The organism is Chitinimonas violaceus (assembly GCF_052601015.1).
The window spans coordinates 57,795-80,537 of record NZ_JBQXDJ010000015.1; the positions used below are offsets into that span (position 1 = coordinate 57,795).

The 22,743-nt window shown below is 53.5% G+C and carries 20 protein-coding genes; 9 read left to right on the forward strand and 11 right to left on the reverse strand.

Going from position 1 to position 22,743, the window contains the following annotated elements:
- The first annotated feature begins 89 nt into the window (after positions 1–89).
- The 3 genes from ACUHMQ_RS07570 (at position 90) to ACUHMQ_RS07580 (ending at position 2,180) form a co-directional block, all read left to right on the forward strand.
- The gene (locus tag ACUHMQ_RS07570; RefSeq protein ID WP_445294848.1) at positions 90–530 is read left to right on the forward strand and encodes an acyl-CoA thioesterase; all 441 of its coding nucleotides are present in this window, start codon (positions 90–92) and stop codon (positions 528–530) included.
- Positions 527–943 (forward strand): hypothetical protein, encoded by a 417-nt coding sequence (locus ACUHMQ_RS07575; RefSeq protein ID WP_445294849.1) that lies wholly within the window; start codon positions 527–529, stop codon positions 941–943. The genes ACUHMQ_RS07570 and ACUHMQ_RS07575 overlap by 4 nt, the downstream gene beginning before the upstream one ends.
- Before the next feature lie 385 nt (positions 944–1,328).
- Positions 1,329–2,180, forward strand: coding sequence for an AAA family ATPase (locus ACUHMQ_RS07580; protein ID WP_445294850.1), 852 nt, complete (start codon positions 1,329–1,331; stop codon positions 2,178–2,180).
- Between the two features lie 255 nt (positions 2,181–2,435).
- Here the strand turns inward: ACUHMQ_RS07580 and ACUHMQ_RS07585 are convergent.
- A protein-coding gene (locus ACUHMQ_RS07585; RefSeq protein ID WP_445294851.1) for an IS5 family transposase occupies positions 2,436–3,222 on the reverse strand; the annotation gives its coding sequence in 2 pieces (ribosomal slippage) (positions 2,436–2,964 and positions 2,963–3,222; 789 coding nt in all).
- Positions 3,223–3,466: 244 nt separating this feature from the next.
- On the reverse strand, positions 3,467–4,744 hold the full coding sequence (locus ACUHMQ_RS07590) for a cyclic di-GMP phosphodiesterase (RefSeq protein WP_445294852.1): 1,278 nt from the start codon (positions 4,742–4,744) through the stop codon (positions 3,467–3,469).
- Between the two features lie 235 nt (positions 4,745–4,979).
- Between ACUHMQ_RS07590 and ACUHMQ_RS07595 the strand changes: the two genes are divergently transcribed.
- Together ACUHMQ_RS07595 and ACUHMQ_RS07600 are read left to right on the forward strand one after the other, a co-directional pair.
- Complete coding sequence (locus ACUHMQ_RS07595) at positions 4,980–5,537, forward strand: DUF1415 domain-containing protein (RefSeq protein WP_445294853.1); 558 nt, start codon at positions 4,980–4,982, stop codon at positions 5,535–5,537.
- A gap of 190 nt (positions 5,538–5,727) precedes the next feature.
- Positions 5,728–5,931, forward strand: a complete 204-nt coding sequence (locus tag ACUHMQ_RS07600) for a cold-shock protein (protein WP_072427494.1) — start codon at positions 5,728–5,730, stop codon at positions 5,929–5,931.
- 146 nt (positions 5,932–6,077) lie between these two features.
- On the opposite strand, the gene ACUHMQ_RS07605 is transcribed toward ACUHMQ_RS07600, so the two are convergent.
- The 5 genes from ACUHMQ_RS07605 to ACUHMQ_RS07625 all read right to left on the reverse strand — a co-directional run bounded on the left by ACUHMQ_RS07605 (position 6,078) and on the right by ACUHMQ_RS07625 (position 13,740).
- Complete coding sequence (locus ACUHMQ_RS07605; protein ID WP_445294854.1) at positions 6,078–6,239, reverse strand: hypothetical protein; 162 nt, start codon at positions 6,237–6,239, stop codon at positions 6,078–6,080.
- Positions 6,240–6,250: 11 nt separating this feature from the next.
- The gene (locus ACUHMQ_RS07610) at positions 6,251–7,609 is read right to left on the reverse strand and encodes a DEAD/DEAH box helicase (RefSeq protein WP_445294855.1); all 1,359 of its coding nucleotides are present in this window, start codon (positions 7,607–7,609) and stop codon (positions 6,251–6,253) included.
- A 490-nt stretch (positions 7,610–8,099) separates the two neighbouring features.
- Positions 8,100–11,189 carry an efflux RND transporter permease subunit gene (locus ACUHMQ_RS07615; RefSeq protein WP_445294856.1) on the reverse strand — a complete coding sequence of 1,030 codons (3,090 nt, stop codon included), beginning with the start codon at positions 11,187–11,189 and terminating at the stop codon, positions 8,100–8,102.
- On the reverse strand, positions 11,186–12,298 hold the full coding sequence (locus ACUHMQ_RS07620) for an efflux RND transporter periplasmic adaptor subunit (protein ID WP_445294857.1): 1,113 nt from the start codon (positions 12,296–12,298) through the stop codon (positions 11,186–11,188). The genes ACUHMQ_RS07615 and ACUHMQ_RS07620 overlap by 4 nt, the downstream gene beginning before the upstream one ends.
- Positions 12,295–13,740, reverse strand: a complete 1,446-nt coding sequence (locus tag ACUHMQ_RS07625; protein ID WP_445294858.1) for an efflux transporter outer membrane subunit — start codon at positions 13,738–13,740, stop codon at positions 12,295–12,297. The genes ACUHMQ_RS07620 and ACUHMQ_RS07625 overlap by 4 nt, the downstream gene beginning before the upstream one ends.
- Positions 13,741–14,012: 272 nt before the next feature.
- Here ACUHMQ_RS07625 and ACUHMQ_RS07630 point away from each other — a divergent pair, with 272 nt between their 5' ends.
- A complete protein-coding gene (locus tag ACUHMQ_RS07630) occupies positions 14,013–14,702 on the forward strand; it encodes a response regulator (protein ID WP_445294859.1) in 690 nt (229 codons plus the stop codon).
- Between the two features lie 47 nt (positions 14,703–14,749).
- Positions 14,750–16,084 carry a HAMP domain-containing sensor histidine kinase gene (locus tag ACUHMQ_RS07635; protein ID WP_445294860.1) on the forward strand — a complete coding sequence of 445 codons (1,335 nt, stop codon included), beginning with the start codon at positions 14,750–14,752 and terminating at the stop codon, positions 16,082–16,084.
- Between the two features lie 37 nt (positions 16,085–16,121).
- Here the strand turns inward: ACUHMQ_RS07635 and ACUHMQ_RS07640 are convergent, their stop codons facing one another.
- From ACUHMQ_RS07640 to rarD, 3 genes are all read right to left on the reverse strand, one after another.
- Complete coding sequence (locus ACUHMQ_RS07640; protein WP_445294861.1) at positions 16,122–16,646, reverse strand: SRPBCC family protein; 525 nt, start codon at positions 16,644–16,646, stop codon at positions 16,122–16,124.
- 94 nt (positions 16,647–16,740) lie between these two features.
- Positions 16,741–17,499 carry a methyltransferase family protein gene (locus ACUHMQ_RS07645; protein ID WP_445294862.1) on the reverse strand — a complete coding sequence of 253 codons (759 nt, stop codon included), beginning with the start codon at positions 17,497–17,499 and terminating at the stop codon, positions 16,741–16,743.
- 881 nt (positions 17,500–18,380) lie between these two features.
- A complete protein-coding gene (rarD, locus tag ACUHMQ_RS07650; RefSeq protein ID WP_445294863.1) occupies positions 18,381–19,277 on the reverse strand; it encodes an EamA family transporter RarD in 897 nt (298 codons plus the stop codon).
- Between the two features lie 300 nt (positions 19,278–19,577).
- Between rarD and ACUHMQ_RS07655 the strand changes: the two genes are divergently transcribed.
- Entirely contained in the window at positions 19,578–20,432 is an 855-nt protein-coding gene (locus tag ACUHMQ_RS07655; RefSeq protein WP_445294864.1) for an alpha/beta fold hydrolase, read from the forward strand.
- A gap of 18 nt (positions 20,433–20,450) precedes the next feature.
- Positions 20,451–21,866, forward strand: coding sequence for a hypothetical protein (locus ACUHMQ_RS07660; protein WP_445294865.1), 1,416 nt, complete (start codon positions 20,451–20,453; stop codon positions 21,864–21,866).
- Positions 21,867–21,870: 4 nt separating this feature from the next.
- Here ACUHMQ_RS07660 and ACUHMQ_RS07665 read toward each other — a convergent pair whose 3' ends face one another.
- Complete coding sequence (locus ACUHMQ_RS07665; protein ID WP_445294866.1) at positions 21,871–22,491, reverse strand: tetratricopeptide repeat protein; 621 nt, start codon at positions 22,489–22,491, stop codon at positions 21,871–21,873.
- Positions 22,492–22,743 lie beyond the last annotated feature (252 nt).

The following is a 22,743-nucleotide window of genomic DNA, read 5'->3' on the forward strand; positions in this document are numbered from 1 at the left end:
CAGCCTGAGTCTACTATAGCTGCCAGGTTGCCCAGCAGGTCCGGCGAGGCTTACACTGACCACAAATGAGCAGCCTACAACCACAATACATGGCACGCATCAAACTCGACTTACCTGAATACTTCCCATTTCGTACCGAAATATCAGTCGGTATTGGCCTCATCAATTATGGGGGCCACTTGGGAAATGACTCAGCACTGACGCTGGTTCATGAAGCGCGGTTGCGATTTTTGCAGTCGCTCGGTTTAACAGAGTTAAATATCGGCGGCCTTGGCATGATCCTTACCGACGCCGCACTGGTCTTCAAAGCTGAAGTATTTTGGGGAGAAACCTTGGTTGTTGAAGTCGCCAGCACCGAGTTCAATAAATATGGCTGCGATTTATTCTATAGGTTCCGTAAGCAAGCCGATAATCGCGACGCGCTGCACGCAAAGACAGGCATTTTGTTTTTTGATTTCACCACCCATAAACCGGCGAAGGTGCCGGTTGAATTTCTTAGCGCACTAGGCATGCAGGAGACTCCAATATGATGAAGAAATACCCCGCCAACAGTCCCGAAGCCATGGCTCGCCTGCTGGTGATGCTGATGATGAGCGACGGCAATATGGACCCACGTGAAATCGACAGCCTGGAAACCCTTCATATCTATGAAGCGCTTGGTATCACCCGTACTGGTTTTATCGAAGTGCTCCACGCTTACTGTAACGATTTGAGCGATGAAGCCGACGAAAATGGCAGCATCAAGCTTGTTGACCGGCAGCGTATCGACGACCTGCTGGATACGGTTACCGAGCCAAAGAAACAGCTGTTGGTTGCAACCCTTGCCCTCGATATGGCCAAGGCCGACAAGGTGATTTCTGAACCCGAGCTTGCTGTCTACAGCCGCATGCTGTCGCGCTGGCACCTGACTCTGGAAGATATTGAAGCGACTTACGCACGTTGATCGCTGGTCAAGAGTGCCGTATTAACCCTTAACAAGCTTGGGTACGCTCGGTTGAATGCGCCGCAGTGAAGACATGCGCGCTGCCTATCGTCGGTAGCTACACCTACCTTGGGCCAAAAGGCACGCAGCAGGCTTTGCCCAACCCATAGGCAGTTAAGATCGTGTTGTTTGTCCTCCTCACAAGAGAGGAATCAAACAACCGAGGTATTTCGCACCAAGTAGTCGCAGCTTCATGTATGCAGGTACACCCTGGAGTCCAGCGTTGTGCTCTACTCTACTGACGCCTGCTCGTAACGGATTGTGAACAAGCCTCAGGATCACGTTGCTTATCAAGCGCAACAAGCATTTGCTTGGTTAGAATCGAGCATTCGACGAGGATGCCCCTATGAACCAAGCCAACCAATTCACGAGTACTGATCACTACATTGCCACACCTGATCTTCTGTTGGCTGTCAATGCAGCCATCACCTTGCAGCGTCCGCTGTTGATCAAAGGTGAACCCGGTACCGGCAAAACCCTCCTTGCCGAAGAGGTTGCCCGTAATCTCAATGCGCCACTGATCAGCTGGCATATCAAGTCCACCACAAAAGCCCAACAAGGCTTATACGAATACGACGCAGTATCCCGTCTGCGGGATGGCCAGCTGGGTGATGAGCGCGTCAACAACATCAGCAACTACATCGTACGCGGCAAGCTATGGGAAGCCTTTGAAAGCGAGCAGCGCGCCATCCTGTTGATCGATGAGATCGACAAAGCCGATATTGAATTTCCCAATGACCTGCTGCGTGAATTGGACCGCATGGCTTTCGATGTCTATGAGACACGTCAAACGGTAACTGCCCGCCACCGGCCTATCATCATCATTACCAGCAACAACGAGAAAGAACTGCCGGATGCATTTCTGCGCCGGTGTTTCTTTCACTACATCCGCTTCCCCGACAAAGACACGATGCGCCAGATCGTTGCGGTGCACTTCCCCAAATTGCATGAGGAACTGCTGGCGGAGGCGCTTGAGCTGTTTTACGCCCTGCGCGACTTACCTGGGCTGAAGAAAAAGCCCTCAACATCGGAGTTGATCGACTGGATCAAGCTGCTATTGGCCGATCAAGTCCCACCTTCCGCGCTTAAGGCGGGAGAAGGCCTCCCTCCAATGTCGGGGGCATTACTAAAGAACGAACAGGATGTCAGCCTATTTGAACGGTTGATCAAGATGGTACGAGCACGTCAGGGGCACTAAGAGTCGCTAACAAAACCCTTCCGGTGTTGTTGCGCAAGCTTGCCGTACCTACGTACTGTCTATGCTTGCGCGGCTAGCCAGCATCGCTTCGCTGAGTTTTGTTAGAACCTGTCTAAAGTTTGCTGTGCGTCAGCAATACGGCGTTGAAGACACCCTCGGAATGCTCATTTACCATGCGTAAACTCCGCTTCCTCGGCTGTTTTCGCCTTGTCTTGCCCTAGCTCGCGAGACTTTAGACAGGTTCTTAGAACCTGTTCAAAGTCTCCGCAGAAGAAGAGTCAGAAAGGCAAACTGAATGAATTGCAAGCTGGTGTCGAGCTTGCGTTCACAGTTCTTCCACAATCGACGGCACTTCTCCAACCACGCAAAAGAACGCTCCACTATCCAACGCTTCGGCATCACCGCAAACCGATGCAGCTCACTACGCTTGGCTATTTGCACTGTCGCCCCCACGCAAGCTTGCACACCCTGAGCAAACGGCTGACCCGTATAACCACTATCTGCCAGCACACTCAACACGCGACTCAAGTCAGCATGGCTGCCTTTTAGTGCTTCCAATGCACCACTTCGATCGGTGACCTCTGCCGTCGTTACCGCAATCGCATGGGGCAAGCCCAGCGTATCAACAGCAATATGTCTTTTGATCCCTGATACCTTTTTGCCTGCGTCATAGCCCTTCTGTCCTGCTGTGTCCGTATTCTTCACACTTTGTGCGTCCACGATCAATAGCGACGGTGAGTCGTTGCGCCCCTGTTTCACGCGGGCCGCGCCAACCTGATTTTTTTAATGCCTGTGTCAGCAGGCTACCGTCCTTACGGGGTTCACTCCAGATGCTGAAGTAGGCGTGGACGGTACGCCACTTTGGAAACTCGCTGGGCAACATACGCCACTGGCAGCCGCTCTTGAGTAGATAGAGGACGGCACAAAATACGTCGTATAGGTCGACTCGGCGAGGACAGGTTTTCTTACGGGCACTTTCCAGCAGTGGGCGAATGGTTTCAAATTGTTCGCGACTGACGTCGCTGGGGTAAGCGGTTCTCATTGGGCAAGCATCGCCGGTTTGGGGCTAGATGAAAAGACTTTGAACAGGTTCTTAGAAGCTGTTCAAAGTCTCGCGAGCTAAAGCAAGACAAGGCGAAAACAACTGAGGAAGCGGAGTTTACATGAGGTAAATGAGCATTCCGAGGGCATTTTCAACGCCGTATTGCTGACGCGCAGTAGCCTTTGAACAGGTTCTTAGTCTTGGGCTAAAGCATGGCTTAGTCCAGTTCGTGTGTACCTTCCATTTATTCTCCAGGTCCCTTTCCTGGCAGGGCATCGCAATAGTAAGTCATGCGTTTGCGAGGATTCAGGTAGGCAAACACCTGCTGAGGCAGCTGAGCCGGCCGGATGCTTTTGACGATATTGAGTTCCTTCTCCTCTTCCAAATCCAGGATCACTGCCTCGTGCTTAGGGACGCTGGGGTCGTAGATGAGTACGGTCGGTTTAAGCGGCTTGCTTGAATTGACTGCCATGACGAGGCCCAATGCATTATTGGAGAGTTGTACCAGCGTTCCTGGTGGGTAAACACCCATGCACCGTATGAACAGCCCCAAAGGATGGCTTTCAAAACGGGCGCGCAGTTGCGAGAACATCAAGGCCAGCGCTTCGTATGGTGTAAGTGAATCCCGAGGGTTTGGCCTGTTGCATAGGTTGTCGTAGGTATTGACGATACAGATGATTTTGCTGAGCGGCAGGATGCCTTCACCTCGTAAACCATGTGGGTAACCACTGCCATCGACATGCTCGTGGTGCTGGAACACGATGGCGAGCGCTTCTGGCGAGAGATTGAGCTTTTTGCCGATGTCCAGCCCGTACTGGCTATGTTGCATCAACAGATCCTGTTCACTGGGCGTCAGCGGCTCTGTCTTCAGCTGTATCTTTTCGGGAATATCGACCTTACCGATATCGTGAAACAGTGCGCCCATGCCTAGTTCGGTCAGGGCTTCTCTTCCTAGCCCAAGCTGCTTGCCCAGCATCATCGCCAGTACTGCGACATTGAGTTGATGGTAGTAGACATCCTCATTCGCGATCTTGTCGTTCATGAGGTGAATGGCGATGTCCCGGTCGGTTAGCATGGAGCTGACCAAGTCGCCAATAAGTGCAGATGCTTCTTTCATTGACTCTTCAGGTCGGGCGAACAGATTGCGGGTGATCGCCTTCACAGCCCGGCTGGCGCCGACGAATTTTCGCTCACAGTCATTCAACGCATTGCGATGCTGGGTGAGCTTCTCAATACGTGCTTTCTTCGCTGCAATAGCAGCGAGTTGTTCAGGGCTGGGACCACTGGGCAGCGTGGTCGGGGCATCTGGTGGCGGTGGAAGCGGGACTACATCACTGCGCTTCGGGTCATAGCGAATACGTTCCAGGCCCAGGGAGCGTAGCGTGTCGATCTGGTCCTGACTTTTGATCTTGAACTGACTGAAGGTGAAGGGATGTGCCGTCCAGTCGAGTTCAAGACGGATATACAAGCCAACACAGAGTTGATCAGGACTGATGTAGTTCGATTGAGCCGGCGTCGTCATAAGTGGATACGCATCGGGGTAGTGAACCAGTCGGACGTGAAAACTTGTTTACGTTCTTAGCTGCGCAGCGATGGACAGGGCTTGTGTGTTGTTCAGAAGTCCTTATGCACCCAAGTACGTTTCGGCTCCTGTGCTTCACCCTGCTGCCTGTTGCTCGCGACAGATCGTGAACAGGTTCTTAGAATAGCAGCCGGGATGCCTTGTTCGCCTCCTCACTTTTATTCTGGATTGCACAATGTCGTCTGACACCAATACCGTTATCGCCGATACCCGCGCCTGGTTGGAAAAAGCCGTGATTGGCTTGAACCTTTGTCCCTTCGCCAAGGGGGTCTATATCAAGAATCAGGTCCGTTTTGTTGTGAGTGAGGCGACCACTCTCGACCAGCTGATGGATGACCTCGATAGGGAGCTGTTGTTATTGGCTGAGGTGGACCACAATGAGATTGACACCACATTGCTGATTCACCCGAAAGTACTGACGGATTTTCTCGATTTCAATGACTTCCTGGACGTGGCGGATGGTGTCGTGGTGGAACATGAGCTGGAAGGCATCCTGCAAGTGGCAAGTTTTCATCCAGATTACCAGTTCGCCGATACTAAGCCTGACGACATCAGCAATTACACCAACCGTGCGCCTTACCCCATCCTGCATTTGTTGCGGGAGGAGAGCCTGGACCGTGCAGTGGCTGCGTTCCCGGACGCTGCCGACATCTTTGAAAGGAATATCCAGACCATGCGCCAATTGGGGCATGCCGGATGGGTAGCATTAGGGTTGCCGCAGCAAAAAGCTTAATTGGTGTAAAAACATCAACCATAAAAATTTGTTTGCAAAGTCGCTTTTATTCGCGTAAAACACGCACCGCAGGCATTTCAAGTAGTAGGTTTCAGGCCGTTCTCTGTACCAAAAACGGTACGCCAATTCGCCACCTCCTTTGTTTGAGCGTCCGCATTTCATTTTTTTATTTCCAACAAGGAAAAGTATTATGGCAACCGGTACCGTTAAGTGGTTCAACGATTCCAAAGGCTTCGGCTTCATTACCCCTGACGAAGGTGGCGACGATCTGTTCGCGCACTTCTCGCAAATTCAATCCAACGGCTTCAAGTCGCTGCAAGAAAACCAAAAGGTTTCCTTCGATGTGACTACCGGCCCGAAGGGTAAGCAAGCTTCCAACATCAAGCCTGTCTAATCGACCCGCTTTTTGTAGCTTGTTATGAAAAAACCCGACTTCGGTCGGGTTTTTTATTGTCTGTAGCTCTGTAGTAGTTGCATCAAGGCTATGAAATGTAAAAGCCCCGCCAATACTTAGCGGGGCCAAAGCGGATTGATAAACTATTACTTAGGGCCTTTCTTCAATAATGCACCTAGCAGCCCCTTTGGTTGCTGAGCAACTTGTTGACCACCTGACTGCTTGCCAAAGCGGTCGGGGATATTGGTCTTGGCGAGTTTCTCGTTGATCTTCAAGCCGCGTAGTTTTTCCAGATCGGTTTTCTTCATAACTCACTCATTTAATGGTGACGACCAGTAGGCCGACGACCTACACCCGGCCCGCGACTATTGTGGTTACCTGCCTGCGACACAGGTTGGCGTGCTTGTGGCTTACCTTGTGATTGACGGCCCTCGCTAGCATTTCCTGCGGGCTTACGCGGTGGGCCACCTCTGCCTTGCCCCTGACGAGCGCCACCGCCTGATCGTTGCTGAATGGGTTCAGGCTTGATGCTGGGGTCTGGCTCAAAACCGGGTATGACCACTTTGGGCAACTCGCGCTTGATCAGCTTCTCAATATCGGCCAACAACTTCTTTTCATCCACGCACACCAGGGAGACCGCTTCGCCCTCAGCCCCGGCGCGGCCAGTACGGCCGATTCGATGGACATAATCTTCCGGTACATTGGGTAGTTCGAAGTTGACCACATGTGGGAGCTGATCGATATCGATACCGCGGGCAGCGATGTCGGTGGCAACCAGCACCTGCAGTGAACCATCTTTGAATTCACCCAGCGCACGGGTCCGCGCCCCCTGACTCTTATTGCCATGGATGGCCATGGCGCTGATGCCATCTTTAGCTAGCTGCTCGGCGAGCCGATTGGCGCCATGCTTGGTACGGGTGAAGACCAACACCTGGAACCAGTTGTGTTCCTGGATCAAATGCGCGAGCAACTGGCGTTTCTTATCGCGATCAACCGGATGTACCTTCTGCGCAATGGTATCGGCAGTGGCGTTACGCCGGGCAACTTCAATCAGTTCGGGTGACTTGAGGAGGCTGTCTGCCAATGCCTTGATTTCGTCGGAGAATGTGGCCGAGAACAGCAGGTTTTGCCGATCGCGTGGCAACAGCGCCAGGATCTTCTTGATGTCGCGAATAAAACCCATGTCCAGCATGCGGTCTGCTTCGTCGAGCACCAGGATTTCAATCTTTGACAAGTCCAACGTGCCTTGCTGGACATGATCAAGCAAACGCCCTGGTGTTGCGACGAGGATATCAACCCGGCTGCGCAGCTGTTTGATTTGCGGATTGATGCTGACGCCGCCGAACATGGTCATCGATGTCAGCTTGAGATACTTGCCATAGTTTTTCACTGACTCCTCGACCTGTGCGGCTAATTCGCGCGTTGGGGTCAGGATCAAGGCGCGTACAGGGGGACGCCCTTCAGAAGGTCCTTTGGCGGTACGATTCGATAGGCGGTGCAGGATGGGTAGGGTAAAGCCAGCGGTCTTGCCGGTGCCGGTTTGCGCGCCGGCTAACAAGTCACGCCCGGTCAGAACGGCGGGGATGGCTTGCAGTTGAATAGGGGTGGGCTCGGTGTAGCCGAGTTCGGCCACGGCACGGACGATATCGTCCGATAAGCCCAGAGAGGCGAAAGACATGCTGAAACTCCTGCGGGCATCGGCCCTGCTCATGAGAGCAGCAGTCTGTGGCGGATGACGGAACAAAAAAGCAGAAATGATAGTGGGCGCGAAGACTGGAGCACGCTCATGTCCGTCATTGTAACAGTATGTTGTGATCTGACCTTCCTGGCATTGGAACAATACTGTAAAATTAATGGGTTACGTTTCATTTCGTAACGAAAGCGCGGCGCCATCAGGGTGTCGTGGGCCGGAGCAGGCGAAGTTTCACATTAGCTATGTGCCTGTGGCCGGTGGTTGTCAGTCAAAATATGGCAAGGGTTGCAACCGCCCGCGTACAGCTACCGTTCTGGTTTTATCGCTAGCAACGGGATGCCGAAATTGAAGGGAGCGTTCAAATGGGTTGGCTTCTCTACCTATTCCGACGTTAAGTCGTCTTCTTCCTGCGTCAGCAGGGGTTCCGACAGAAAGCCGCGAGCATTGGCCCGCGGCTTTTTTTGTTGGAATGTGTTCAGTTTATTTCCTCGACAGGTTTTGCCACAGCAGTGGAATGTAGCTTGAAGCGCTTACTAAGCCAGACCAGGAAGTCATCCACATAAGTGAACACGACAGGGATGACCAATAGGCTCAACAGTGTCGAAGTCAACAGACCACCAATCACAGCAATCGCCATTGGCGAGCGGAAGCTTGGGTCTATGCCCAAGCCCATGGCAATCGGCAGCATGCCGGCAGCCATGGCGATGGTGGTCATCAGAATGGGGCGAGCTCGTTTATGGCAAGCGTCCAAGAGGGCATTCCAACGGTCCATGCCATGTTCGCGGCGTGCCATCACTGCATATTCAACCAACAGGATGGAGTTTTTGCTTACCACCCCCATCAGCATCAATAGCCCAATGATTGACGGCATCGAGAAGCTGTTGCCGGTAAGTAGCAAGGCGAGAAATGCGCCGCCAACACTGAGTGGCAGTGCCGCCAGGATGGTGGCCGGCTGCAGGAAGTCATGGAACAGCAATACCAGTACGACATAGATGCACATGACGCCGATCAGCATGGCCAAGCCAAAACTATTGAAGAGTTCGGCCATGTGTTCCGCATCGCCAGATACCTGCTGCTTTACATTAGCGGGTAGTGAACGCAACGAGGGTAATGCATCGGCTTCCTTCATTACTTCGCCCATATTGCGGCCATTCAATTCCACGTTGATGGTAATCTGGCGCAGACGGTCCTGTCGGTTGATCTGGCTAGGGCCGCTGCCTAGCTTGATATCGGCAACGCTACTGAGTGTGACTTCGCCTTTGGCGCCAGCCACACGGAGCTGGCCTATCGCATCCAGGTCTTGTTTGGCGCTGTCTGCCAGTCGTACCCGCAGATTCACTTGACGTTGCGGCAGGTTGAGTTTGCTTAGCGAAGCAGAAAAGTCGCCATAGGTGGCCATACGTACAGCGTCGGCCAACTGGGTACTGGTCACCCCCAGGTCTGCAGCGCGCGCATAGTCGGGTTTGATCTGTAACTCCGGTCTTTGCAAGCTTGCGCCTGAGGTTACCGCGCCGATCCCTTTCAAGCCGCGTAGTTCGCGCTCGACAGCTTTACTGGCAGTTTCCAATGCTGTTGCATCGTCACCGACAAGGGCGATTTGCAGTTTCTCGCTTGAATCATTGGTGCCGACGCTGACGCGTGCGCCAGCCAGCGGCTTGAGCGCAGCCCGGATCTCATTATCAATGGCTGATTGTTTGTAACTGCGCTCGCTCCGTGGTGTCAGTTTCAGGGTCAATGTGGTAGTACGTACATCGCTGTTATTGCCTGAATCCATGGGACTGCCAGTAGGGCTGGCAGAGCCAACCAAAGTAAAAACCTGTTTCACATCCGTGACCTTGGCAAGCAGCAGGCGCGCCTGCTCGGCTACCTCGCGGGTTTCGGCGAGGCGGCTGCCGGGAGCCAATTCGATACTGACCTGGGTACGGCTATCGTCATTGGCCGGTACAAACCCCGTAGGCAACAAGGGGATGAGACACAGCGAGCCGACAAAGAAACCCATTGCTGCGGCGGTTGTTGTCTTACGATGGGACAGACACCACTCAACCCAACCGAGGTAACGCACCATCAGCTTGCTTTTTTGTTCGTGCTTTTCACTGGGTTTGAGTAAGTAGGCAGCCATCATCGGGGTGAGCAGCCGAGCCACCAGCAGTGAAGCCAATACAGCTACTGCGGCTGTAATGCCGAATTGACGGAAGAACTTGCCGGGGATGCCGCCCATAAAGGCGGTAGGCAGGAACACAGCCACCAGGGTCAGCGTGGTTGCGATGACGGCAAGACCGATTTCATCCGCAGCTTCCCGTGCTGCCTGCAGGGGTGTCTTACCCATATTCAAGTGGCGGACAATGTTTTCCACTTCAACAATGGCATCGTCGACAAGAATGCCGATCACCAGCGCCAATGACAGGAGCGTCAGCACATTCAGGCTGAAGTCCAGGAAGTACATGGCGGCGAAGGTGGGAATGATGGACAAGGGAAGCGCAATGGCCGAGACGACAGTGGCGCGCCAGTCCTTTAGAAACCAGAACACCACCAATATGGCCAGCACTGCACCTTCCAGCAGCAGATGCATCGATCCTTCGTAATTATCTTCAATCGGCTGGACCGTGTTGTAGGCTTCAGCAATATGTACCAACGGATAGCGTTGCTTCAGCTGGGTAATCGTTTCGCGAACCGCCTTGGCAACCTCTACCTCGCTTGCCCCTTTGATGCGCATGATCTGAAAACTCAGCACCGGCTTGCCATCGAGCATGGCAAAGGTGGTGCGCTCGGCATGGGTGTCCTTTACGCTGGCCAACTGGTCCAGGCGAACATGGCGGCCATCGCCCAACGGAACCGGTAGCGCCGCGATTTCCGCCACCGAGCCCACTGCGCCCAGTGTACGTAACGACTGTGTCTGGCCCCCTAATCTGCCTTCGCCACCGGAGGCGTCTTTCTGCACAGCCTTGAGCTGATTGGCGACGGTGACCGCGTTGATACCCAAGCCACTGAGCTTGGCTTGATCCAATTCAATCAGTACCTCCCGGTTCACGCCACCGAGCCGGCTCAGCTTGCCGACCCCGGTAGCGGCCAGCATGGCCTTGTTGACCTCGTTGTCGATGAACCAGGACAGGGCTTCCTCATCCATGCGGTCTGATTGCACGGTGTAGGTAAGAATGGGTTCGCCCGTGGTGTTGATTTTGGAAACCGTGGGTGTCGCCATCTCTGCCGGTAGCTCAGACTTGATGGCATCAACGGCATTGCGCACCTTGTTCAGTGCTTCCTCGCTGTTTTTCTCCAGCTCGAACTGCACGGTGGTGTTGACCGACCCATCGGTGATGGTGGTATTGATGTGTTCCACCCCACCGAGTGAAGCGAGCTGATCTTCGATTTTTCGCGCCACCTCGGTTTCGAGCTGGGCGGGTGCTGCGCCTTCCAACGAGGCGCTGACCGTAACCGACGGTAGTTCGATATCCGGGAAGTTCTGTACGCCCAGTTTTTGAAGGCAGATCAGACCCATGACGGTCAAAACCACAAAGAGCAGGAGTGCAGGTACCGGTTTGCGTATTGCCCAGGCCGAGAAATTCATACTGCCTCCTTACTGGCAACGGCCAGCCGCACCGTATCGCCATCATTGAGGAAAGTGCCACCGCTACGAACGATACGGGTGTAGAGGGCCAAGCCGTGGGTGATTTCCGTTTGTGCACCCTGGCTGCGGCCGGTGCTGACTTTGTGTTGAATGACTTTTTGTTGCGCATCGATTTCGAACACATAGCTATGCCCATCGCGCACCGTAATGGCCGTCGTAGGCACCGTCAGGGTTTTGCGCTGCCCCAATTCAATCTGCCCCTGTGCATACATGCCGGCTCGTGCACTTGTCTGGCTGCCCAGATCCACATAAGCGATTGCAGTACGGGTCTCACTGGTCAGGGTGGGGGCCAAAAGGCGTACCTTCCCTTGAGCCGTCTCTCCATTGGGTAAGGTAATGGTTGCAGATTGCCCTGCTGTAAGTACCGCCATCTGCTGGGCGCTGACTTCGGCGCGCCATTCCAGCCGTCCTTGCCGCAGTAAGCGGAACAGCTCGCTGCCATTGACCACGCTGCCGAGCGTGGCTGTGCGGCTGGTGATGATGCCGTCATCCACTGCCACGATCCGGGTCTGAGCCAGTTTGATGCGGGCATTGCTGAGTGCCGCCTCGGCAGAGGCCAGATTCGCGTCGGCGATTTTCTCGGCAATCAGATACTGTTCTATCTGTTGGTTCGAGAGCGCACCACTGCCTTTCACTGCCTGACCACGCTGGGCGTTGTTCTGAGCCTGTAACCGATTGGCCTGTGCCAGGGCTACCGCAGCTTCGGCTTGGCGGACCTCGGCCTTGATCGTGTCATTGACCAGTTCAGCCAATAGCTGGCCACGTTTCACCTTGCTGCCGACATCGGTATGCAATGCAGCAATCCGCAGCCCATTGGTTTCGGCGCTGATACTGGCCTCCTGCCAAGCGGCCAATGCGCCATTAGCTTGCAGAGTTTGCGACCACATATTGAGTTCGGGTTGTACTACTTCCACAGTCAAGGCTGCATGGTCGGCAGCCGGTTTGGTACTGCTGGCCTGCACCGATGCAGGCTTGAGGAACAGCGTCATCCATCCCAAGCCAAGCAGGACGGCGGCACTGATGAGTCCCAGGCGTGTCTTCGATTTCATAGTGAAGTTCCGATAGTGGAGGAGGGGGCATCAGTGCCGGCTTGCCAGCCGCCGCCGAGTGCCTTGTAAAGGGCAATGCCGTACAACACGCGGTCACGTCGTACTGTGATCAGGCTTTGTTCCGCACCCAGTGCTTCGCGCCGTCTTTGTTCCAGGTTGAGTAGGCTGCTGCCGCCGGCCTGCCAAAGCTGCTCGCTGGCGGTGAAGTAGTGCCGATATCCCGCTGCACTGGTGGCGATGCTGGCCTCACGCTGGCTGGCGCTGTCCAGTCTCACCATGGCTTGTTCCACCTCCTGCACGGCTGTACGTACTGCCTGCTGGTAGGTGGCAAGGCTGCTGGCATAGTTGGCCTCAGCCTCACGGACCTTGGCCTTGCTGGCGCCACCATCGAACAGTGGCAGGTTCAGCGACGGTCCGAACGACCAGGGCGCGGTTTCCAAGCTTTTGCCATTGCTTTGGGTACGGGTCAGGGAAATCGAACCGAGCAGCGATAGTCGGGGGTAACGATTTGCTTCGGCCTGCCCGATTTGTGCGCTGGCGGCAGCAAGCTGGCGTTCTGTAGAAACCAGATCCGGCCGTTGGCTTAGCAGCTGTAAAGGGACGCTGGTGACGATAAGGTTGGCGGGCTGTGGCAGTACGGGCTCGTCTGCCGCCAGCTGTTTGCGTAAAGCGGGTTCCGTTATGCCGGTGAGTGTGACCAGGGACTTGATGCTCAGATCGCATTCGGCCTGCTGTTGGGTCAGCCCGGCTTTTGCATTGGCTACGCTGGCCTGTGCGAGCGAAGCATCGGCAGGTGGGGTCAGTCCGGCATCGACTGCGCTGACTGTGCTATGGGCGGTTTGCTCCAGCGAATGCAGGTTGTCCTGATAGGTGGTTGTCAGCAATTGGCAAGCGCGGTAGCGCACATATTCGCTGGCAACCTCGGCCGCCAGGGAAACACGTGCGTCATGCCAGCTGGCTTCTTTGGACTTGGTCGTGGCTTGGGCCGCTTCCTGGCTTCGCCGTACCGCGCCAAACAGGTCGATTTCCCAGCTTGCATCGAACATGCCTGACTTTGTGGTAGTGCTGTCTTGGTTCTCTGATTTCGAAGTACCGGCGCGGCTGATTTTGGCATTGGCGTTGAAACTGGGCAAAGCACTGGCGTCGCTTACACCTTGTTGGGCTCTGGCTGCCTGGATATTCGCCATTGCCTTGGCCAAATTAGGGCTGTCGGTTTCAGCACTACGCAATAGCGTGCTGAGTGTCGGGTCATTGAAGCTATGCCACCACTCAACCAGTGTTGTGGTGCTTCCACCGTGTGGCAACGCTGCCTGCCATTGTTCGGCCAGCTGGATCTGAGGAGAGTTGTAGTTGGGACCGACACTGGCGCAACCGGTGAGGAGCAAGCCTAACAGCAGGGTTGGGCTGACTTGGTAGACTGAGAAAGAGCCAAGTGGCGGCATGGTTATATACCTGGTAGTGGTGTAACCGTATGCTCGCTCCTGGACAGGTTAAGTGCCGTTAAGCCTTGGTAAAGATGCGTAAAGCTGGGGGAGTGATAAAGCTGTTTATGGCTGTTGTGCTAACGCAGCTATGTATATAGGCGCGGCAGCTTTACGCCACAACACCACAGGATTTCTACCAGTGGCGCTCTGTAAAGACGGGTAAAGATTGCAGGATAGTGGTGCTGGCACCGCTATCATGTTGCAAAGTTTATTTCCATTGGTCCCCCTCAATGACACGCGTCCTTTTGGTTGATGACGATGCCGAGCTTAGCGCCATGTTGGCGGAATACCTGGAGCAGGAAGGGTTTACCGCGCATGCCGTTTACGATGGCGAGGCTGGTGTGGCAGAGGCGCTTAGCGGCCGCTATGACATTGCGGTGCTGGATGTCATGATGCCGCGCATCAATGGTGTGGAGGCACTGCGGCGTATACGTGCAACCAGCCGTCTGCCAGTGCTGATGCTGACGGCGAGAGGGGATGATATCGATCGTATCCTTGGCCTGGAGCTGGGGGCAGATGATTATGTTCCCAAACCCTGTACGCCAAGGGAGTTGGTGGCCAGATTGCGCGCTATCCTGCGTCGTGGTTTGCCTACCGAGTCGGCCCAGTCCAGCAGCGATAGCATCTGTGTAGGTCCGTTGCAGTTATGGCCGGCACGCCTTATAGCGCATTGGCAGGATGAGCCATTGATGTTGACCGGTTCGGAATTCCGCTTGCTGGAAGTGCTGGCGCGTCAGGCCGGGACGGTAGTCAGCAAGGCAGCACTATGTGATGGTGGCTTGGGTCGGCCATTGGCGCGTTTTGATCGCAGTATTGATGTGCACATCAGCAGTATCCGGCAAAAGTTGGGTACGACGGCAGATGGCCGCCCCTGGATTCAGACGGTGCGCGGTCAGGGATATCTATTGGTCAAGGAGTAGATCCATATGCCGGTGTTAGCTTGGTCCTTTACAGATTGCCCCTAGGTATGGGGCGCCTTTTCTGGAAATTCTTCGCTGTTTTCTGGCTGGCATTGATGTTGACCATTGTGATGGTGATATTCATTGCCTGGTTGCTACGGTGGGTTGACCCACCCGAGCAGCGTAGCTTCGAAGCAGAACGACTGAGTTTGATGCTTCGAAGTACAGCCAATGTACTGGCACAGGGTGAGTCGGCTGGTGCCAAGGCGATGTTGCGGGATTGGCAGTCCCGCAAGCTCGAACCGACTATTTATGTACTTGGCCCGCTGGGGCAGGAGTTACTCGGCCGCAGTCTGCCCGCAGATGAGCTGGCCGCTTTGCCAAACAGGGCCCAACAGGTTGGCGATGCGATTCAGACAGTAATCACTTCCAATGGCCAGCGTTACTGGGTGTTCGCTCGGGAAGCGGAGATAACCGATTTTATGGCGGACGAAAGACCCAAGCCCCCATCCATCGTGGTGCCAATCGCGGTTTCTGCATTGGTGAGTCTTTTACTCAGTGCATGGCTGGCCTGGTACTTTTCCAAGCCGATACGCAGCTTAAGTTGGGCATTGCATACCGTTGCTGAGGGGAAGTTGGAAACGCGTGTGATGCCGCAAATTGGGCTGCGCCGTGATGAGATTGCCGACCTGGGGCGCGACTTCGACCGTATGGCCCATCAGCTGCAGCAGTTGGTGGGGGCGCAGAACCGGCTTTTGCATGATGTGTCGCATGAATTACGCTCACCTTTGGCGCGTTTGCAGGCGGCTATCGGACTGGCGCGCCAGCGGCCCGACAAAGTGGATGCCAGCCTGGAACGCATCGAACGTGAAGCAGTACGGCTTGATAGCCTGGTGGGCGAGTTGTTAACTCTGGCGCGATTGGAAGCGGGGTCGACAGAAATCAAACGGGAACGACTGGATTTGGTGGAGTTGATAGCCGCGATTGCCGATGATGCCCAATTCGAAGCCCGCTTGGCGGGGCGAGATGTTCAGCTGCAAGCGAGCGGTGAGTTTGTTGCCGAGGTGGGGGCGGAGTTGCTGCACCGCGCTTTTGAAAATGTCATCAGGAATGCCGTGAAATACACCGCGCCGGGTACCACGGTGGAGGTGACGGTAAGGACCGATGAGCAGGGATTACAGGTAGAGGTGGCAGACCGTGGGCCAGGTGTGGCCGAAGATGACTTGGTGCGGATTTTTGAACCGTTTCGCCGCTTGGCTGAAAGCCAGGGTGTGGCTGGCTTTGGTTTAGGGCTTGCTATCGCCCGCCGCGCTATCGAATCGCACGGCGGTGAAATCATTGCCAGCCCGAGAGAGGGCGGTGGGTTGTGTCTGAGGCTATGTCTACCGGTACAAATACGCTAGTAGCTCCTGTGGGGGCGTACTATCTGCAAACTGCTTATCAGTTTGGGTTCTCCAATTCGCCCGTCTCGGCCAGTTCGCGTATCCAGCGAATTGCATCGACATCGGTTTCCCGGTAGGCCTTCTTCACATATTCAGTGAAGTATGCATCGTTCGCTGTGGTATCCCCCGGGCTGGGTTCTGGCAAGGGTGTGTGGTAGCTGAAACGCACAAACAAAGAACCAGGCTCAGGCTCGTCTATCTGCATGGTAAAGCTGCCCCCGTGATGTTGATCACTGGGCGCAGTATCGAAATGCACGCGTTGCTCAATTTCCAGGGTGATGTGATCTTTGACAGTAAGATTCCCCAGCAGCATCTCGCGTTTGAGCCATCCCTCACCACGTTCCACTATCTTAACCGACACGACACCCACCAGGAATTCCGCAGGTTGTTCCACCCTGCGTATCAACCCTCGCCAAAGCTGTGCGCGGGTAAGCGGGGTCAATAGTGGGTCATTCGGGTCGTTGATCTGGATCAGGTGTTCGTAATGCACAGTATTCTGCCGGGCTAGGGTTATAGGCAGCAATTATACGCCTAGCTGCTTACTTGGCAGATGAACTCCTCAAAGCCTGTCACGATTGTGAGCAGGCTTTGTTACTAGCTGCTGAATGTTTATCAGTTTATGAGGGAAGCAGCTTGTTTTTGGCATTCTGTACAAAGCGCCAAGGCGCCGGTATCAGCATAGGCACTTGTTTTCTATAGGTCGCGTAGTCTGGGCCAATATGTTTCAGCAACTCTTTCTCTTCGTAATACACCCCGATGAAGATATAAGCCGACATACCTAATGCAAAGACAAAGTGCGTCACGGTCATATTGGGCGTGGACCAGAAGGCGAGTAGAAAGCCACTCATCAATGGGTGGCGCATCATGCGATAAAGTCCTCTGATGACAAAAGGCGTGGGATGGTAAGGCTTGCCTTGGAATTGCAGCCAGCCTTGGCGTAGTCCAAACAGTTCGGCGTGGCTTAATGTGAAGCTGGCGGCCAGAACCAAGGCCCATCCGCATAGAGAAAGAACGATGAGTAATGTGGACCAGGGTTGGGCTTCCACCAACCATACTTGGCCAGGCATCGGCTGCCATTGCAAACAGACAAGCAGCACAATCAAGGCGGAGAGTGCAACAAATAGGCTGCGCTCTATGGCTGGCGATACACCCATCCAGTCTTTGAACCGTTGCCGCGCCATTACGCTGTGTTGAATGCCAAATAGTGCCAATAAGCACAGGTTGATTGCCAAACTCTCAAGTAAAGAAGCGCTGATATCTGGATTAGCCATGATAGGCAGAAAGTGGTGATCGAGAAAAAGCCCTAGAGTAACCAGGGCTGCCCCGGTCATGGCATAGCTGATCAAGCTGAAAAGAAAAATTGCCCAGCGCTTCATGCTTTGCTCCAATTGTTTGGTGGGAAGCTGCACCGGTTTTTTATAATATTTGCCAAATCGACAATATCCGATGCATGTTTAAACCAGCAGCGCTAACTTAGCATGCAACAATTTGGAGGAACAAATAAATCAATGGTAGTAAATTAGATTATTACTTTAATTTGTGTTGGTTGGGGTGATGATTTCGATTTACCATCTTTACGCTGTATTCCGTGAATGCTTGTTTTTAAAGTACGAAATGTCTGGTTGGATTGAGATTGCAAGTAAACACAGTATATGGCGCTGAAAGGCAGTGGGTTTTCAATTTTTCTTAGTGTACCAGTCCGTATATATTTATTTAAGAGAATGAAAAACCGGATCGGTACAATATGTACTGATCCGGTTTGCTAAGTCGCTTCCAGATTGTACCGAGTTGAGTATTGGCTGCTAAATAAGCAGCCAATACTATCTTGTCTAGAGCGCAAGCTGATTCTTCAGTTCACTGATAGCCGCTTTGTTAAAGTGGATTTGCGGGTCGACTATTTCTGTTTCTTTGTTGAAATAAACTGAAACCTTATGCGTCTTGGTAAACCATGGCCGGGTCATCACTAGCTTGGCACCTGCTTTTAGATAGGTTGAATTGAATAACTGACTCTCAATATTTAGTGATGTAGGAAATTGGAGGTGCTAATGAATTTTGACACTATTTCTAATAGAGAATGAAAATACCCCGCGCTTTATTGCTAACGGGGTATTTGGTATCGGCAAAGATACAGTGGGGTGTGTAAGTGGGTGTACTTCTGAGACTGAAAACCACCAGCTACTTACCCTGATAACAGTTTGACTACTCAATTAGGGATTTGAGTTCAGCACATCTACTATCTCTTTGCAGGACCTCAAGATCATGAGAGGTTTTGTCCTGTTAGTTGCCTCTGTCTACGAGCATTCAGCAGATTTTCCAGCGTATAGAGCACCAGCGCAGACCAGATCAATGCGAAGCCGATCAGCTTCTCTGTTCCAAAAGGCTCATGCCAGAGGAACACCCCTAGACCCATTTGCAGGGTAGGGCCAATGTATTGAAGAAGCCCGAGTAGTGACATCGGGATTCGTCGTGCACCAGCTGCAAACAGGAGTAGGGGAATCGCTGTGATGGGCCCCGCAGCAATAAGTAGCCAGTGGGTTGCAACGTCGCCATTTACAAACCCACTCTGACCTTGAGCAATCAACCAGCTAAGCCACGCCATTGCAAATGGGGTGAGAAGAAGGGTTTCCAGCGATAGTCCCTCCAATGCACCAAGGGGGGCAGTTTTACGCAAGAGTCCATAAGTGCCAAAGGAGGCTGCTAACATGAGGCCAATCCAGGGCAATTGGCCTGCCTGTACTGTTAGCCACAATACGCCAGCTGCTGCGACGGCAATGGCACCCCACTGGGCTGGTCTTAGCCGCTCATGTAGCAAGAAATAGCCGAACATGACGTTGACCAGGGGGTTGATGAAGTAGCCCAGGCTCGCATCGACGACCCGACCTGCATTGACTGCCCAAATGTAGATAAACCAATTTACAGACAATACGCCGGCGCTTGCGACGAAACGTAGTATTACCTTGCGGTTACTCAGCGCGGGTTTGAGCCATTCCCAATGCTTCTTCACGGCCAGGATAATTGCCAGAAAGACGAGCGACCAAATCATGCGATGCAGCAGGATTTCGAGTGCCGGCACGTGTTTCAGCGCCTTCAGATACAGTGGCAGTAAACCCCAGATGAAGTAAGCAGCGCAGGCGTAAAGAATGCCAGTTTGCATAAGAATGCCCAAAGTAAATCAATGCATCATGATGCATTGATTTAGTGGATGTCACCCGAGACAGTAACCGGCACAGCTCCTTGGCTGTCCTGGTAAGTCGACTGGCACAATTGATAACCGGATAGGTAGAGGTGACAAACCGTCGATTGGAATGTCGCTATCCTCTGGATAGCGCTGTGGCAACTACACAATTATTTGTATACAGCTACTCCGTAGGGAGACAAAGGAATGCATTGTGAGCTGACGATTGCTGGGTGGGAGAGACTATAAAGAGAGTCTAGCCTTCCCGGAGTTTCTCCTATGTCTGCACCACGCCTTGCCCATGTATTGATTGGCCGCGACAGCGGTGTCTATAAGATGGCTTATCGTGAGTGGGGCGACCCTTGTAACTCTCGTGTGCTGCTATGTGTACATGGCTTGACGCGTAATGGGCGTGACTTCGAAGTGCTGGCGAAAGAAATGGCGCGAGATTTTCGAGTTGTGGCACCCGATGTGATAGGCCGTGGCGAAAGCGATTGGCTACGAGACCCTATGGGCTACCAGCTACCCTTATATGTCCAGGACATACTGGTATTGATTGCTCGGCTGAATGTGACGCAGCTTTACTGGTTTGGTACTTCGATGGGCGGTTTGATAGGCATGTTGCTGGCTGCAATGCCTGGATCGCCAATACGTAAATTGCTGCTCAACGATGTTGGCCCTGTTCTGTCTTCGGTGGCCTTGGCGCGAATCGGTGAGTATGTTGGCAAAGCGCCACCGTTTCCGACACGTGAAGCGGCAGAAGCTTACATCCGCGCGGTTTCAGCGCCATTTGGCCTGCATAGCGACGCGGAATGGGCCTTTTTGACCGATGTCATGCTGAAAGCAGATGGTGCTGGTTGGTGTTTGAATTATGATAATGGTATTGCTGCGCCTTTCCGCCAAACCATCAACGGCCAGGATATGGACCTCTGGTCTTATTACGACCGAATCGTCTGTCCTGTACTGCTAATCCGAGGCAATCAGTCTGACCTGCTCAGCGTTGAAGTGGCTTGTGCGATGAGTGAACGCGGCCCTCGCGCAAAATGGCTGGATTTTGATGGTGTAGGCCATGCCCCGACTTTCCAACATGCTGACCAGATTTCTGTGGCGGCCGATTTTTTCCGTGCCGCATAGCGACACTCAAAGTGAAGTATGTTTGATCGATTAGGGCCATTTGTATTGGCTGATTCTGCATTGAAAGCGGGCCGACAGCTGCTTGCTCAGTTGCCTGGCCTGCCGGTGATCGAGGCGCTTAAAAGACTACATGATGTTTTGGCGGAAGGACTGGCCGGTTCTCCTGACAGTGCAAGTGCCCGACGGTTGATTGAATTGTTGTCACCCGCGGCGCTAGCCTGCGCCGAGCAAGGGCTTACCGAGCTGGCAGTCAGCGAAGACAATCCAACCCGACGCACTTTGACTGGCCAGGGATTGGCGCGCCTGGCGGATCAGCTGGCCAATACTGCCTATGCAGAGGCGGTACGCGAGGTTGGTGCTATACGTCACGGCAACGGCCGCACTGCGGATTTGAGTGCGTTGGCTGCATGTTACTTTCACTGGCTTGGGCATGCGAGTACTGCACGTGCTTTGCTCGACCCTCGTGTAGCTGGCCAAAGTTGGGAGAAGGTATGCCAGTTGTATCTTGCTTTGGTGAAATACACTGTTTTACCCAAGATACCCGTACAAGCCGATAAAGAACCGTCCCAGCCATTGGCTTATCTCTTATTGGCAAGTGATGCTTTTCATTTATTGCAAGCACCAGAGGATGTTGCGGCGGTAGTAAGCGTGAGTCGTGCTTTGAGTAGTTCGGTCTGGCTGGCCACAGACTTTTTCCGCAGCACACCCTTGATTTTGACGCCAACTGCCATCGAGGCGCATCGCAGGGTTGGGTGGGAGAAGACAAGTAGTAAAGAGCGGGCATTGTGTTACGGTTTGGACGACTGTCAGCCTGTCTTGGAAGGTTTGGTGCCATCACTGGAGCCGGCGTTATACGAACTGTTGAAGGCAGCCTGGTTTACACGAGCTATTCGGGCACGCCGGCCGTCGATAGTTCGGCTGGGTACCGCTTCGTTGGTATTAGATTTTTTACGGGTTCGGAGTCTGCTGGGGCAAAAGCAGGCTCGGCGTCCAGCCAATGATCCCTTTCTGCATCTTGCGGAGCTACTGGATGCTGACGAAGGCGGTGTTGCTTTGCGTGTTACCCCTGAAGTGGCGGCGCAAGCGACCGGCGGCATGATGGCAATCGAGTTCAGCAATCATGGCTGGTGGCTGGCCAGAGTGACGCGCAGCCAAGCAGATGGTATGGGTGATGTTCTACTGGCGGGCAAATGGTTAGGGCGGAAAGCAGAGCCGGTGCGGGTAGATGTGGCCGGGCAGACGTACCAGGCATTGTACTTACCCTCTGCCAGCGACAACCGTTATAAGGCCGCACTGCTATTTGATAGCCCGTTACCGAGTGGAACGCGTACCTTGCTGGTGGACCTGGGCCAGGGTGAGCAAACAGTAAAACTTACCTCGGCAGAGCGGTTGGGCAAACAACTTCTGCGCTACCGTATCAGCATACGCAAATAGGTACCTATGGATTTGCACGTTTGGCCAATTCATTAGCCTTGAATTTGGCTACCTGATCACCTTGGCGAGCGGCAGCGGAATACCACTTCAGTGCGTTGATAAGGTCAATGGCTACGCCATCGCCGTGCTCCAACATTGAGGCAATGAGGTATTGTGCGGCGACATCACCACCCTCCGCTGCCTTTTCATACCAATATGCAGACCGTTGGAAGTCCTTGGATACACCTCGCCCGAGAAAATACTGTGTTGCCAAGCTTACCTGTGCCTGGGTATGGCCTTTTTCGGCGGCGACTTGAAACCAATGGCTGGCCAATGACTGTGACTTTTCCATGCCATTGCCGTATTCATATGCCAGGCCCATGGCATAGGCGGCACTGACTAGCCCGGCTTTGGCCGCTTTCTCAAGCCATGATTGCCAGTCAGTTGAGTTTTCATGACCTTCGCCTTGTTTAAGCATCATGGCGTAATTGAATTGCGCCAGGGCGTCGCCACGCTCTGCCAGGGTTTTGTATTGAGTAAAAGCTTTTTCATACTGCCCAGCTGTATAGGCTGCATAAGCGTCGTCAATATCGGCTGCAAAACTGATAGGGCCGATGAGCAGTGAGGTAAGCAGGATAGAACGCACGATAATCTCCTTGAGAAGCTTGTCCAAGGTTTGCCGCACTTCAAACGACTCTTCAGAAGGTGTATTGATGCCTGATAATCAAACCTACTTACGATTTGTCACGAGCAGCTGTCAGTAGGGTGCAGAGCAACACATCAGCGCTGATCACCGTTGCGCAGTAAAGTCGTAACCAGGTTCTGAGGAACGATAAATAGTATTGTGTACCTCTGCGGCCACTTTGGCAGGATGAAAATATGGTGGCTTATTCTGGTT